We start from the raw sequence: 15,843 nt of genomic DNA on the forward strand, positions 1-15,843 counted from the left end.
GCCGCCGAAAGTTACGCTGCCTGCATGACCGCCAGCTACCGCTGGCCGTGAGGCGACCCACGCCCCGACAAGACCCTCGTCCCAGACGTCTAGCTAGGAACCTGGTCCCGCCCCAGGAACCTCAAAGGCGCCCCCAAGGTCGGCGAGGCTCCGCCAGACGCCCTCTGGGCCACACCGAGCCTAACGGCTTCGACCAGGTTGGCTGCGTCTACACAGCCCAGGGCTTCGAATACGGCTGGAGCGGCGTCATCATCGGCCCCGACCTCGTCTGGCGCAACGGCCACTTCACCACAATCCGCGACTCCAACAAGGCCTCCGCCTTCCGCAACCGCAACCGCGAGACCGTAAACGCGGCCCCAGCGACGTACTTTGCGAAAGCGGCATCGGTGACGGCGGACACGGCATCTGGACTGTCAGCAACGCCTCCGACACGCTCGTTGCAGTCTTCGTTAACTTCGGCCTCGACGAAGAGGCAAACGCCGCACCCCACCCGAGGCCTGAAAGACTGCAAACGTGACCGACGACCCACGGGCGCAGCAGAGCTTGATCGGGAGTTGACCGAATCGGAGTGCAGTCCTCTGCTTCCTGGTGGACAATTTCATCCTCGACGCGCAGCACAGCGCCGATGCAATCGGATTCGAGGCGACCGCATCCAATAAGATCAGCTACAAAGCACGGTCCCCCGACGGAAGTTGACTCATGGTTCTGGACATCGCCGCGGACTTCGCTCTTCGGCATGTGATCATGGCACGCCTAGCTCATCTCCGCGATCTCTCCGGCGGAACGGTCACACGTGAGCAGCTGACCAACTTCGAGGTCAATGGCGAACGGCGACGGTTGATCGATGCCTCTCGCGGAATCTGGAACCCCCGCGATCTCAACGCGACCCTGTCCATCGTCAGTTCCCCAACAGGCCCGTACGACGACCGTCAGGTCGATCGCGGCTTCTTCCTCTACGCCTACCGAGCCGGTTCTACCGATGGCGACAACCGAAAGCTGCGTCAAGCAATCGGCTTGGGTGCTCCGCTGATCTTGCTTCACAAACTGGAGCCAGGCGTCTTCGTACCGATCTTTCCCGTATTTGCGATCGCACACGACGACTCCGCCAGACAATTCATGATCGCTCTCGACGAATCGCTGCGCTTCATCGAACATCCGCAGAGCTTGTCAGGACCAGTAAAGCGGTATGCGGAGCAGGTCACTCGGCGCCGCCTCCATCAGGAAGTTTTCCGTGGCTCAGTCATTCGGGCCTACCAGACACAATGCGCAGTCTGTCGCCTCCAACACGGCGAACTCCTCGACGCCGCGCATATCGTCCCGGACTCCGAAGAGATCGGTCTGCCGCTGGTGACCAACGGCCTCAGCCTCTGCAAGATCCATCACGCCGCGTACGACCAGAACCTACTCGGCATCCGCCCCGACTGCGTTGTACAGATCAACAAGGGGCTCTTGGAGGAGACCGATGGGCCGATGCTGAAGTACGGCCTTCAGCAGATGCACGGGACAACCATCTCCTTGCCCGCTCGAAAGCATGAGCGGCCCAGCTCCCACGCACTCGAATGGCGATACGAACAGTTCAGAGCCAGCTAGCGGTTCGGGCTTCTGCACCGGCGGGAACGAGACCGTTCACACACTTAGTTGGGATGATCCTTGAGCAACACCCCTGGCATTGACAGTCCAGCACCCTTGCCGGCGCTCAACCGGCTCGCGCAGTCTGAGAGCGGCAGAGATCCTGGGGCGATTCAGTTGGTTGCCCTGCGTCCATCAGCCGGGCCTGGAGTGCGTCAGTTCGGCTATTCGTCCTACCACCCTGCTTTCGGACGCCGCCCTGCTGACGAATGCTCACACCGAACCCGTGCGCACCGCCGTAGGTGCCCCCCTCGAGGTGTGTGTGATCAGTCGTTTACATCTGCACATCCATCGCAGAGAGCACCTCGGTCGGCGGGAGCCGTACGACAACGTCTACAGATCCGCAATCCGTTCACGCCTGGTGCACCCCCGGCAGGACCGTAATTACGATCGGCGCTCAGGAACTCAGGTTTCGCCGGCGGCAAACTTACCGCCCTGCGGCGCTGCCGTGGCGAGGGCGCGACTGGTTTCGCCGAATCGAATTCGATCCCATGCCGCTCCAGCCAGCTAACCACCACCCCCTTGTCTCTGCGTGCTAATGCGGCATTCCGAACCTCAGCCAAGGATTTTTCCAGTCCGCGCCGTCGAGTGGGAATGTCCTCGATCCTATGCAGTACGGCATCTACGATAACCGCATCACGAGCCGGCATCCCCTGTGTCGGTGTCCTCGGGAGCAGTGGCATGTTCATCGTCGCCGGCCCCGCTGCGCGGACGATAGTCTCAGCTTCCGCTATCTCCGTATGCGCGGCCATCCACGCGGCGCTGCCATAGTGATGATGCCGCTCGACACCTGAGGTATCTCCTCGGCGCAACTGACGGGCTAGTTGCGCGAGCCCTGGATACTTGACGGCAGCGCCGTCGAGCCGCCGTATGGCCGCCTCGGCTTCACGACGCACACCGAGGCTTCGCCGATATTCGCCGAGACGATCGCTGTTCTCAATCGAAGTAATGAACGCGAGAACTCTATACACCCCACCTGGCAGGCTCGCGTGGTCAGAACGAGCATGCCACGAAGGTCGCCCGTTGCCAGTCGGAAGGCCGTGGATGTCGGCGAGCCAGGAGATTAGGTTCCGCGTGCCGTTGGCCAACTGCGACTCCCCAAGACAGCGATCAACAACCTCGCCTGAAGCGTTGATGTTTCCCGCGGCCACGATGACAGAACAGAGGTTGTAGACACTCACGCCGAGTGCGGCTGAGATCTCATCGACGGTGTCAGCGGAGTCCCGGAAAGCCTCGCCGGCGTCTTGTGTGCCAGTCTCGGTGGGAGAGGCGCCAAGGGGCTCTGGCCGTCTACCTGCAACTGCTTGGCGTTCCCCTACGCCGGGCTGAACTGTGAGCCTCAGCGCACGAATCCTGCTCTTTTCTCTGCGCCCGGCCGGTGTGACTTTGTCCAGCAGACGGCCGAAGCGAGTCTTGCGTCGACGAGGATCCAATCCTTCATCGAGCTCACGACCGGAGGGAATAAACGGATCACTCATCAGCCCACTCCTCAGCCGCGTACTCCGCCAACCCAGTCACGACGCACGTAAACGGATCACGCTCGATGATTTCGGCGGATGGAAAGGTGGACCTCAACAACGCATCGAAGGCCGGTATCCGCGAGCTACCGCCGGTTTTCGTGACGAAGTCGACGTCGGACGGCTCGATCTTTGCGCCGGCGCAGCTGTCCTCGAGGCAACGTCTCACCAAGGCCAAATCTGAGGCTATCAGTGCTTCGAACGTCGTTCGCGCGAGCGGAATCTCGAGATCGATCCACGGTCTGCGAAATGTGACAGATGTCTTGTCCGCGTCGCTCAGCTCCTTCTTGGCGGTTTCGATTGCGCCGTAAAACGCAACAGCCTGACCGCCGTAGATCAACTCACCGATTAGACGTGCCAGCTCGCCGTCGTGATCCAATTCAACAAACTGGCTGAGCGCGACGCTCGCGTCCCCATGACTCAAGAGAGTCCGAAGGCCGGATAGGGATCTCAGCTTCCTACGGACGTGAGCGGCGAGTTGTCGCGTTCCACCGTCTCGTCGCGAGAACGTCTGATCGAGGCCGAGAGCCGGGCCCACGACACCATCGAAAATCTTGGCATCGAACTCCTCGCCACCAACCGCAACGCCATCCAAGGCGATTACGAGTGCGGCATCCGCTCGGAGGTCGATGACTGCGGTATCGAACGTCCCACCGCCGAAGTCAGTGCAGACCACAAAACCTTCGTCGATGCCATCCACCGCCACCGCAGCCTGGCTCTCCGGCAACAAGACGACATCGGTGAAGCCCGCTCGCTCAGCAGCACGGCGTAGGCGATCTTGTGCGAGCCGTTGAGTCGATTCGAACTCGGGTCCAGCGGCGCCGACGAATCGCACTGGATGACCAAGGACGACTCGATCGATCTCAGCCCCGAGGGATCGATCGGCTGCAACCTTCAGCCGCCGCAGGACGACAGCGACTAGGTCCTCGAGATGGAAATCGGCAGCCCAACTATGCGTGACGAAGCGGGGATCCTCGCTAAGGCTCGACTTCACTTGGCTGATAAGTCTGGAGTCGAGGCAGAAACCTCCACTCCTGCACTGCCGGCAATCAGTGGCTGGCTCACCTGCGTCCCAGCTAACCAGAGTGCAGCCACGACACCTTGTCCGATCCGAGCCGGTCACCAAGAACGTCGCCAGCGCCTCATTGCCTGCCAGTCTGTTCTGATTCCGGTGCAGATAGACGACTGACGGCAGCAACTGCTCCCCCGCGTCGACGCCGAGGACCTGCGTCGTTCCATCATCGAAGGCGACGGCCAGCGCACTGTTGGTCGTGCCGAAGTCGATTCCATACGCAATCGGTGTCTTCACTATCCCCCCAAGACGATTGATGCCCCTATTACCTCGCCGTGCACTGCGAGTTCTTGTTTGAGCAGGGCCTCGCGATCTGCGCTGTATTCCTGCTCCAGATCGGCTAGCCTCGCCCGCTGCTTCTCGAGGCGGCCTCTGCGTGCCGGCAGGATCTTCTGATCACGAGCGCTCACCGCAATCTCCAGCGAGCGCTCCGCCAGCCACTCTTCCGCCGACTCGATCTCACTCGTCAACCGCTGCCGCTGGCTCTCGAATACTCGCTTCAGCCTCAGCAGCTTCTGCTCTCGATCGTCCTCGAAACGATCCCCGTGCTCCAATCGGAAGTCCCTGAACTCCCGCTGGAACAATCTGTCGCTGCGAGCAACGCCGTCCGCAACCCAGGCCGCCCGATTGGCCTGGCTCGGCTTGTCCTCCAGCGGCAGTTCTCGGAGCTCCTGCGAACGAATGACGCCGTCCTCGTTCACAAGGTGCCGCACAAGCCGAGACTTCTCGACTACGAGCTCAGCTGACAGCCGATAAATGACCTCGACCCAAGTACCAGGTCCGACGCTCGAACTGTGTCGGCATCCCACCTTCCCGTCAGGAAGTTCTGCCATCGCCGTCAGAAGCCGGTCGACTAGGGAGTGGCCGCAGGCGAAGAAGTCGAGATCATCCATCCGCACGGCTTCCTCAGGGCTGAAGACACCCCGCCAAGTAGTTTCTCGCACACCGATGCGACTCGCGAGCCGCGGCGAGAGGTTGATGACGCTTCCACCCTCTGCGTGATCCGTGACCGTGCCGCCTAAGTGCTCGAGACCACGCTCGATCACAGCTCGGAGGTGCGCGGGTTGCGCAAACGACTCCTTGCCGAGAAGCCTGTTCGCCTCATCAAGTCGGAAGCTGGCGCGGTCGAGCACGAAGTCAGCCATCGTCTGTTCCAACAGCCTCGCTTCCTGGACTCGTCGCTCGAGATCGCGGCCGAACTGCCTGAATTGCGCATCGACAGACGATTGGCTACCAGCAAACGCCATCCGCTCAATGTCCTTCTCAATCCCACCTAGGATCGGATCCAACGCGCCGATCGACTCCTCGAACAGCCTGATCCGATCCCGCAGAACTTCGAGAATCCGCTCCTCGATGGTCCCTTTGCAAACGAGATTGAAGATCTCGACCGGCTTCGTTTGCCCGATCCGGTCGAGTCGTCCGATGCGTTGCTCGACCTTCATCGGGTTCCACGGCAAGTCATAGTTCACGATGATGTTGGCAAACTGAAGGTTGCGGCCTTCACCGCCAGCTTCGGTCGAGACAAGTACATGCGACTTCTCGCGGAAGTGACGAATGGCAGTCTCCTTCTCCTCAGCGGACATCCGCCCGTTGAAGACCGCCACATCGAGCCCGTTGTACTTCAAGGTCTCAGCAAGGAACAACTGGGTCTCGATGAACTGAGTGAAGACCACAGCCTTGTCGTTTCCCCCTTTGAGAGCGTCCATCAACAGTCGAACGAGCTCCTTGGCTTTGGTATCGCGCACGTCATCGAGCTCATCCGCCATGCGCTCGAGCTGGTGGATCTCCAGCTCGAGTGCCGCGATCTCGAACGAGGTTCCTTGCCCTTCGACGGCCGCCAGCGCCTCCGACTGCTCTTCGGGATCGTCCCAATCCAAAACGCTCGCCTTCGCGACTCGCTTCGATTCCTTCGCGGCACGGAGTACATGTCGCAGGCGGACGATACGGCGGCGAAAGCTGACGCGTAGGGCATGCGAACTGCTCGTCAGCATCTTGTGATAGATCACCATGAGAAACCCAACGGCTGTGTTCTTCGTCCCCATCGCGGTCGAGTAAACGCTACGCAAGTACTCCGAGACTTCGTCATAGATATCAAGCTCTTGTTGCGACAGGGATACCTGCACGACGGTCGCAGTACGCTCGCCGCCGAGATTGAGCTCGGACTTCCTGTTTCGAACAATGGCGTTCGCCAACGGGTGTAGCTCAACCAAGGCATCCTTGGCCGCCTCACGACCTGCCGAAGTCATCAAGTCGACGGCTGCAGTTCCGCCGTCTCGACCGGCCATCAGGGACCGGTAGTGCTCCAGTGCAGCCTGATGATCGGGATCCGTTTCGGACTCCCACCTTTGCAGCTGATGCATCAGTCGGTTTAGCTTGGGGATCTGGAGACGCTCGCGGTCGAAGTGCGTCGAAGAGACAAATAGGCCCGGTTCCACCAGTTCAATGAGCGAGAAGAGTTCGTACTCGTGGAGCTGAACGGGCGTCGCCGTCAGCAGGAGAAGTCCGTGCACTTGGTCCTTCAGATCCTCGGCCAGGCGATAAGCCTGCGTGCTGCGAGGCGAGGAGTTGCCAGACCGCGTTCGGCGCACACGATGAGCCTCGTCGAACACGACCATGTCCCAGTTCGCTCCGGCAATCTGCTCTTGGCGCTTGGCCTGCGTTGCGAACGGGAGCGAGCAGATCACGTTCGGCACCCGCTCGAACGGGTTCTTACCGCCGCGGCCATAGTGCTCCGCAGCCGCGCCATCGATGATCTCGAACGGCTCGTTGAACTTCGACGCAAGCTCCGACTGCCATTGCCTCGTCAAGCTGGCCGGCGTCACGATAAGAACTCGTTCCAGTACCTTCCTGGCGCGGAGCTCCTTGATGATGAGGCCTGCCTCGATAGTCTTCCCGAGACCGACCTCGTCGGCCAGAATCATCCGTGGCGCAATTTTTTGGGCAACGACGCGATGGGCCACGAAGGCTTGGTGGAGTTTCGGCTCCAGCCGAGCGTTGGAGAGGGCCGCGCTGGAGTCGAACCGGTACGCGTGCAACACAAGCCGTGCGAGTAGCCGGAGCAATGCGGCGTTCGCGTCGCCTCGGACGCCCTCCGCCAACAGCAGGTGTGGCTCAAGCTCGAGCGACTCAAGGTCATGCACTGAGACATACCTAGTTCCACTTGCGAAGGCCACGCGTGCGTTGTCACCCGCCGCCTCAAGGACGACGCCCGCGTCGCCTGTCGCTCGTTGTCGAACCTGAACACCAGCGGCAAAACTCGGCCCGTTCACGATCTCCTCCCTGCGTCGTGATGCACTCGGCATCGTAGTAGCCCTCGCCGACATTTTTGAAGTGTGCGGCGCTAGCCCTTGTAGCACTCTCGGACAATCAGGAAGTACTGTCACATGCCAAGCCCGCGCGGCAGTCCCCACCACATACCGCACTCATCGGTGAATCACTGCACGGCGTTACGTCTCCGCCTGGACGCTTCCTACCAGTGGGAAGTCAAGTGGCTGTCAAGGACCGCGGGCCCGGCCCTCGCGACTATGCCGACAAAACCGGCGTCGTAGCGACAGTATCTGCGAAACCGCCCTGGAATCTGACAATCTTTAGGTCAGGAGTACAGGTGAAGCCAGGACTCTACGAAGAACTCGCCACCCATAGCCCGCTCCTAGCCTGCTCGGCGCACTGGATCAGGTCGACGGACTGATCTCTCTGCTGAAACCGTCGACGAAGCCGAACAGCCTGAAGTGCTTGCCCGTCATGTTCGAGACGGAGATGCCGTCGTCCGTGCGCTCGGCAGCACTCGCGACCAAATCGAGCGGGGCGCCAGCCAACAGGCCGCAGTGGACGCGCTGAACGCTCCTGGCCATTGCCGGCGCCGAGAGACGTACCGTCCGACGCCTTGGCCCGCGAGCACAGCGCGCTCGCCGCGGCTGAACCGAACCCGCCGCTCCACAGCCACCGATGGCCCGCAATCGTTGCGACGCGGCGGCGCCCAGACGTTCCTTCCAAGCGCCACCTCAATAATGTCGTCTTGACTGGCCCACCTGGCCGCCACAATTCAGACTTCCTACTGTCCTCCTACTGCCTCAGGCCTCGCGGCCCTCGTCGTTAACCTGTGTGACTGAGATGCCTGCGGTCTCTTGCTCTCCAGCTGAAACATCGCGGGCTAGGGACAGCACTGCGGCGAGTCGGGCCTCAACGTTGGTGGTAAGTCTGCGTAGTCCAAGCTGATCCAACACTTGTCTGAATAGGACTTCGTCACTGTCCCATCCATGTACGTCTGCTGCATCTGCAATCAGTGCAGCCAGCTCCCGCGGCGGGACGTGCTCGAGCGGACGCGGCCCCAACTGCCTAACGGTTAGCTCGGGTTGATCGGGTAGCCGGTAAGTTCGTGGCTTCACCCCCGATTGCTCCAATGGATTGTCTGCCAGAAGTGTTCCCTGCCGTACGGCGATCACGATGGCTGAGTTCAGAGCCTTGGCAATCTGCTTGCCGACTCGGTGACCACCCGACGCTCTGACATACGCCGTATGGAGCCGATGCCCTTCGACTGGTCCTTCAACCGCGACGATCGAACGGATCCCCCGGATCAAGTCATGCTTTGTCGCGGTCACAGCTGACGGCAAAATCCCCGTGTACTCCGCGTATGGCGCAAGCTCACGACTCCTATCGACGGCCGATGGAACAAGCGGGTCCAGCTCCGCGACGTCGTCGGCAAACGTAGCCGGTTCGTTTACGAAGTCTTCGTCTACTGCGACCCGGCCAACCGCTCCCGCGATGCTCGGTGCGATGTCGTGAGGCGCGCTTAGCTTGGACATGCCCATGTGCTCATACTGGTCATCGGTGCTTAGTTCTACTCCACCCTTGCCGTCCTGGCCAGAGTCCGCTTCCGCGTCCGCCGCGTCATCCATCTCCTCCGACAGCCATCCGGACGGATGGATGCCAAGCTCGCTCAGCGTGCCCCAGAGGGCATCCAGAGCGCCGGCCTGATCGACGTAAAAGGCAGACTCACGGATTCGAAAGAACTGCCACCCGCAGCGCTCCAAGTCGCGCTGGCGAGCAAGGTCCCTCTCATACACGTCCGGTCCGTGCCACGCGTCTCCGTCGCACTCGATCGCCAGCCGACCCTTGGGCCCGACAACGACAAGATCGAGTCGGTAGCCGTTCGCCGGAAACTGCGGAATGACGGTGTAGCCGCGGTCGATCAAACGATTGAAGACACGCTGCTCAAATAGCGAGTCGAAGGGCTCAACTAGCGCGTTCTCGGGCACGTCATGCTTGACGACGCCGTCGTCATCGGTTTGGAGCCGATTGATCACTCCATAGCAGTAGTCCAGAAGCTGGAAACGCATATCAGCCGGGTTACTGACGTCGCCGATCGCCACGGAGTGGAACAGCCACAGTTGGTCCTTGGCTCGTGACACGGCCACGTTGTAGCGCTGAACGTACAAATCCTGTGTCAGCGTGCCCAGTCGCCGACCGACTTCTGCCGCAGCCACCATAGACAGGAACATCACGTCTCGCTCCGACCCTTGGAAGTCCGCCGCGTCCCCGCATCGCAGATCCCTCGCCGCCCACTCCTCGGGCGGGATGCGCTCGAGGAGCCCCGCCTCGATTGCCTTCGCTTGCGCGCCCCCCAAGAGCGAGACGACACCGAAGGTGAGTCCGTCGTACCGCGGATCGCTCAGACACTTCTCGATCTGATCGACGATCGCATCAACCTCAGGCGGATTGACTTTGTTCGTCGTCCCCTTCTGGTATCCGTCTGAAAGGAAGACTGCTTTGATCGGTTCGAGTCTATCCGCGCCGTACTGACGAACCGGAATGAGGCGGATGCCGTCAGGCTCGTAAGCGATCCGATTGGAGAATCCGATGATCTCCGGCACACAACGCCGGTGCTCGGTGAGCGTAATCATGCTGCCGTATCTCATTCGAGCCTCGTCAAACAGACTGCGCTTCGGGTCCTGCCAGGACGCCTTGTAGCGATCGTCGGCGAGGTACTGGTTAGCGAGGTCACGCAAGCCCTGCTGGTCTACGCCCACGGCGACAGGTGACACCTGCTTGTCATCCCCGATAACGACAATCTTGGGGGCCAGATACTGCAGGAAGGTGGCTTCCAGTCCGGCCTGAGACGCCTCGTCGACAATGACGACGTCGAACATGTTCTGCTCGATCTGCAACTGTTCCGCGACGCGATAGATCGGCATGATCCACACGGGAACTGCCGGGCGGCAGCGATCCATCGCCTTCCGGATCTCGGCACGCTGCTGGGCTGCGTACTTCCCCGTGCCCTTGCCCATTCGACGTACGAGCTGGGCGTACTGGGTAAGGTCGGCACGAGCCTGCCCCGTCAATCTGCCTGGCGAGACGGCATGGTTCCAGGCACGCGTTGCCGCAAGGGTCTCGACCTCGCGACGCAGCCGCTCCTCGATGACAGTGATCTTCGCTTGCAGTGCGTTGATATCAGTGGTGTCCTGCTCCAAGATCCAGACACCGGTGCCGGCCCACGACCATGCAGCGGCCAAGTTCGGTAGGCGCGACGACCACCGCGGATCCGCAGGACTCTGCTCGATCGTCTGTCGGAGCGCCAGCGCCCCGCTGGCTAGTCGCGCGGCGAGTTCGTCGCGGCGCGCGGCCGTGCTGCGTACTTCGTGCAGCCGCTTGAGACGTCCATGTGCGGCCGCGTACTCGTCATGATCTCGGCGTCGCACAGCCAGATGTAGATGCTGAACGCATGGGGCGGCATCGAGCCAGCGCGTCGCGGTTTCGATAGCCTCTTCCAACGCTTCCAAGGGCTGCGCCGCCGCGGCCAAGGCATCCTTGGCGGCCGCTGCATCAACGAGGTTGGCGTAAGTGTGGACGGCCATCAGGTCGTGCCAGTCCGGCCGCGGGAGCCCGAGACTGGCGAGGCTTTGTTCTTCGACCGCAAGTCGCTCGCCTAGGTTCAGGACACGATTGAGCTGCTGCAGCTCAGTGGTATGCCATTGGAGACGCTCTCGGAGGGTGCCCTCTGGCGGGATGTTTACGTTGGACGGCCAAGCCTTATCGAGCGCGTTGACCGACCGCTCAGCCTCTACAAATGTGAGGAACATTCTGAGCTGGTGCTCGGTCGTCGGCGGAAGCTGGTCGACGCGAACATTATCGAGCAGCGGCTTGGCCTGCTTGACGGCCTTCGCGGTGAAGGCGCCGAGCTTGGGTGAGCCGTCCGCTGCGGTCTTGACGGAACCACCGTTGCTCACGTGCTCGTGAAGGTGTTGAGCCAAGGCCGTGAGCGCGCCGATGTCGCCGCCGCTAACAGTCACCTCAGTGATCGGCCCCAAGGCATCTGCCAAGGGCCGGGTTCGGTCTATCAGCTGCGAGATCTGGCTCGAGCGCACCTGCCACAAACCTGCCCTGCCCGCGCGTATATCAAAGAGAGCTTCGTTCATCCAGGCTTCGCTACGTTGCTCGAGCTCGCCGGCAACCTGAGCCAACGCCCGCATCCGATCTTGTAGCGGCGTGCGTTCACTGGCTTCGAGACGGCTGACAGCGTCGAACGCGTGGTGTGCGTTGAGGTCGCCATGTCCATTTGCGATCGCAGCGGCATCGCGTTCCTGTGCACGCAGGTCAGCGAACTGATGAGGCAGCGGAATTGACTCGACATCGATCAGCCGTAGTGCCGCGTCCGCTTCATCCTCTACGAGTTCCTCATCGAGCAAGTAGCTGTGCCACTCCACAATCTCCGCGTCAGTCAGGGGTACAGCTTCGGTCGGTAGTACGGTGGCGTGCTGTGCCAACCACCGAAATTCCTCGGCCTGAGACTGGTACTTCTGCGCAATGGCAGCGAGCGTACCGTCATAGCCACCGTGCTGATGTGTGCCGACCTCTTGCTCGCGAGCTTCAATTAGCTGGCGGTGCGTCTCCGCACGTTGGCGGCGAAGCTCGTCGATTGATAGGACGGCCTGCTCGATCGCACGCACAGCTTCATCAGCATCATGATCTGCCGCGGTGGATGCGATGCGTTCGACCGCTAGCTTGAGATCCGACATGTCGCTGCGCGACGTTCCGACCACCGCAACGCTCAGCGGTTTGATGGCCGCTGGAAGTTTGTCTCGGACCTCCTTGAGCGCCCGGTCAGTGTGGGCCGCGACCAGGACCCGCTTCCCCTGGGCCAAGAGATGCGATAGCAGCGCGGCCGCGGTATGGGTCTTGCCCGTTCCCGGCGGACCTTGTACAAGTGTTTGCGCACTGGTGTCGACCTTGCGGATGATCTTGAGCTGAATGTCGTTGACAGGTAAGGGTAGGAACACCTCATCGTCGATTGAGACCATGCCGCCCTCGGCGGAATCGCTAAGCGCCGCCGGTACATGGTCCGGGTCGATTAGAGGAAGTAGACCTGAAGGAACCTCATCGCTCTCGGCCAGTTGCGCGACGATCGTCTGGAAGATCTCGACCAGACCTTGCTGCGATCGCTTTCGCAGAATGAGCGCTGGTGCATAGGCCGCGACGGCATCCGCGCGACATTCGGGCGCCGTGTCTGTGTCAAAATACTCGCCACCTGCGTCAAGGGTGTGTACAAAGCGTCGGGCAAGGATACCTATCTCGTCCCGATCTAGAAGATGGGACTCGAAGCCACGTGCTTCACTCTTCAGCTCGTTGATTCGCTGCGGGTTCGTGATGAGATGAGGGTCCAGCATGTCGAGCTCAACCGTGACGGTATCGATGGCGGGCTCACGAACGACGGTGAGACGGCCGCTGTCGGCATCGAGGTTGATGGCTGCTGCCGCCGTGAACAGGTGCCGACTGACCGGGCTATACCCATCGGGCTTCCAGCCTAGGCAGCCGACGCCGACTACGAGTTCGAACTCCTCAGCGTGTCCGGCGGCAGTCACGTGAGTGGAGAACAGTTCCCCGTACAGCAATCTTACGGCCTGATCTCGCAATTCCTGACCCGCCCACGACTGCCAGTCTTTGAGCCACATGTTGTAAGCGGTAATTACATCGGGCATATCTTCGATCAACACCATCGAGGATGTCACCTCAATGGGATCTGGCTCACTACTCACGCCAGCTTCGGGGCTCTCGGATCGGTGGATCGATTCACGAAGCCGCGGCACTCGTTCCGGGTCGTCGATGGGACCCGCAAGCCATGGCGCCAACGCATCCTCAGGTATCGGTGCCTCCGTTCGCGGAACTCGTTCAACCGTCAGGATCGGGCCGTCCGGCTCCACGATCGCACTGCGGTGAGCACTGGCGATCGCCCAATGGTCCGGCAGATCTGCGAACCAAGTAACGGACCCTTCTCGTTCGTAGGCATCCGTAGTGCGAGGAGGCGCCGTCTTCAACTGCTGAGCACGCGCGAGGAATTCGAAGAGGTTCATCGCTCGCTCAACGAGCGGGCTTCGGCCTTCCTTCATCCCTGATGTCAGCTCGGTCGCCGATTCCTGCTCCATAAATGACACTTTGATTCCTCCCCAGATCTGCGACCCTGACGCCACCTGCCAGTGATCGCCTAACAACCGACGATCTCAACGCGTAGGCAAACCAGTTAGTCTGAAATGTTGCTGTAAGTCCTTGGTTCTAGGGCAATGCTCGCACCGTTCTCGTCGAGCAGTCGACTGGCTAAGGTGGCGCGTGCGCGGCCAGGCGGGAGCATTTCCGAGAACTTCAGACCGGTGAGCGCCTCATCGGACACCTCGGGCAGAGCAGAGTCATAGTGCGCGGACTGTAAAGCAGCCTCCACTTCATCTCTCGCCAAGTCCGGCTGCAGCCGAATGGCGTAGTTGTCGAAGCGCGCCGCTGGCTCTGCGACGGACTGCAGCCTTGCTGCCAAGGTCAGGTTGGCTCGTCCACCCGCCCAGGTCCACCAGTGCAATCCGTCATCTCGGACCACCACGCTGCCGCGCGGGTTCACCGTGTTCCGCATCGACTCTCTCAGCTCGGCCAGACCAGTCATAGCTCGCCGCGACAGCTCGACATCGGGCTCAGCACCGAGCAGCACCTCCCGCTGTGCTTGGCAAAGAGCCGAACCCAGGAGCGGGACCGACGCGCTGCGCCAGCTCGCCCGTCCTCCGTCTGCAGCTGCCTCGACGAAGCACCGTCGTCGCTTCCAATCGATGGCTGTCACCCGCCAGGCCCTCCCAGCGAGGAGCAATATCCGCGGACCGCTCACCCGCCGTGTGAGTGCTAACGGCGAGACGGTTCCGATCTGCTCGCGGCCCGCCCAAACGGCCACCTCAGGGGCGGCCGTAAATACACTGAGCAGTTCCATGAAGTGCCGACGGCCGTACCGCTTCTCGGCCTCTGGACCGACAAACAGCATTCCGCTGTCGCGCTCAAGATGGCCACTTTCGACAAGCCAGTCTGCGATTGCAGCATCGTGCGAGTCAGGTGGCGTGGTCCTCCCCAACCATTCCGGCCACGTCGACTCACCGACCTGGCCTTCCTGCAGACACAGCGCCATCAATTGTTGCGCCAGCACGTGAGCGGGATCAGGTGGCGGCTCCACCAGCTCAACGAATCCCTGGCTCCATAGGTGCAGCAGACCTGCCCCATGCAGCAGAGCACCAGGCGTTGTCGCGAGCAGCAGCGCGTTGCGCGAGGTACCCGCTCGTCGCCCGGTTCGCCCGAGTCGCTGGAGGAACGACGCCACGGTGCCCGGAGCGTCGACTTGGATCATCCGATCGAGATCACCAACGTCAATGCCGAGCTCAAGGGTCGATGTCGAGACGATTACGCAATCGCGGGACTCGGCGAACGCCTTCTCCGCCCGCCTGCGTTCGTCGAGAGACAGCGACGAGTGCGAGACATAGGTCTCGACACCTCTGATCCGCAACGCCGATGCCAGGGTCTCGACAGCGCGCCGACTCTCGCAGAACACAAGACGCTTCTCGCCGGCGTGCAGAGCTGAGATGACCTTCGCCGCGTTGGCCGTCCCTTCCGCGGGGCTGTCACCGCTCACGTCGTCTAGGACGACATCAGCGTCAGCGCGCCTGCCAGCTTGGACATCTGGGGCGACGACTGCGCCAGGCCTTCCGACGCCGCTCCCTTGCAACCAGCGCAGCAGGTCGTCCGGGTTGCCCACCGTTGCAGACAGTCCGACTCGCTGAATCTTGTGACCGGCCAGTCGCTCCACCCGCTCCAGCACTGCAAGCAGGTGCCATCCCCGGTCATCGCCCGCGAAGGCGTGGACCTCGTCGACGACGATCGCTCGCACGTTCCCGAAGAACTCGTGAGCATTGACCTTGGTCGACACGAGCGCAGACTCCAACGACTCCGGCGTGGTCAGCAGGATGTCAGGAGGCTGACGAATGAGGGCGCCCCTTCGTGCTGTCGATACGTCGCCGTGCCATAGGCCGGCAGTACGTCCGATCCAGGACGCGTATGACGTAAGCCGCGGCTCAAGGTTGTTCAGCAAGGCCTTAAGCGGGCATACGTACAAGATCGACAACCCGTGCCAGCGGCCGTTCGCCATCGAGGTGAGTAGCGGGAAGGTCGCAGCCTCGGTCTTGCCGCCCGCCGTGGGCGCGAGGAGCAACGCGTCGTCTCCACGCAGCAGTGGCTCGATCGAATCGTTCTGGAGGGGGCGCAACGAAGGCCACTGCAACGTGTTCACGATGTGGTGGGCGATTGTCGGGTGCAGGAGGTCAACGCTCATGTGGC

At 61.6% G+C, this 15,843-nt stretch carries 7 protein-coding genes; 2 read left to right on the plus strand and 5 right to left on the minus strand.

The genetic code is table 11. The annotated features are described in order from the left end of the window. Positions 1-47: 47 nt before the first annotated feature. Together ACFPJ1_RS02230 and ACFPJ1_RS02235 are read left to right on the plus strand one after the other, a co-directional pair. The gene (locus ACFPJ1_RS02230; protein ID WP_380101073.1) at positions 48-659 is read left to right on the plus strand and encodes a DNA/RNA helicase domain-containing protein; all 612 of its coding nucleotides are present in this window, start codon (positions 48-50) and stop codon (positions 657-659) included. Between the two features lie 40 nt (positions 660-699). Beyond that, a complete protein-coding gene (locus ACFPJ1_RS02235; protein WP_380101074.1) occupies positions 700-1,590 on the plus strand; it encodes an HNH endonuclease in 891 nt (296 codons plus the stop codon). Between the two features lie 1,509 nt (positions 1,591-3,099). On the opposite strand, the gene ACFPJ1_RS02240 is transcribed toward ACFPJ1_RS02235, so the two are convergent. The 5 genes from ACFPJ1_RS02240 to ACFPJ1_RS02260 all read right to left on the minus strand — a co-directional run bounded on the left by ACFPJ1_RS02240 (position 3,100) and on the right by ACFPJ1_RS02260 (position 15,838). Then, positions 3,100-4,455, minus strand: a complete 1,356-nt coding sequence (locus ACFPJ1_RS02240) for an Hsp70 family protein (RefSeq protein ID WP_380101075.1) — start codon at positions 4,453-4,455, stop codon at positions 3,100-3,102. Further along, entirely contained in the window at positions 4,455-7,487 is a 3,033-nt protein-coding gene (locus ACFPJ1_RS02245) for a DEAD/DEAH box helicase (RefSeq protein ID WP_380101076.1), read from the minus strand. Before ACFPJ1_RS02245 ends, ACFPJ1_RS02240 begins: the two co-directional genes overlap by 1 nt. A gap of 402 nt (positions 7,488-7,889) precedes the next feature. Next, positions 7,890-8,033: a hypothetical protein gene (locus ACFPJ1_RS02250; protein ID WP_380101077.1), complete on the minus strand. Its 144-nt coding sequence runs from the start codon at positions 8,031-8,033 to the stop codon at positions 7,890-7,892. A gap of 255 nt (positions 8,034-8,288) precedes the next feature. Next, positions 8,289-13,634: an AAA domain-containing protein gene (locus tag ACFPJ1_RS02255; RefSeq protein ID WP_380101078.1), complete on the minus strand. Its 5,346-nt coding sequence runs from the start codon at positions 13,632-13,634 to the stop codon at positions 8,289-8,291. A 95-nt stretch (positions 13,635-13,729) separates the two neighbouring features. Further along, positions 13,730-15,838 (minus strand): DEAD/DEAH box helicase, encoded by a 2,109-nt coding sequence (locus tag ACFPJ1_RS02260; RefSeq protein WP_380101079.1) that lies wholly within the window; start codon positions 15,836-15,838, stop codon positions 13,730-13,732. Between the last annotated feature and the right edge of the window lie 5 nt (positions 15,839-15,843).

The sequence above is a fragment of the Kribbella qitaiheensis genome (assembly GCF_042657745.1).
Lineage (GTDB): Bacteria > Actinomycetota > Actinomycetes > Propionibacteriales > Kribbellaceae > Kribbella > Kribbella qitaiheensis.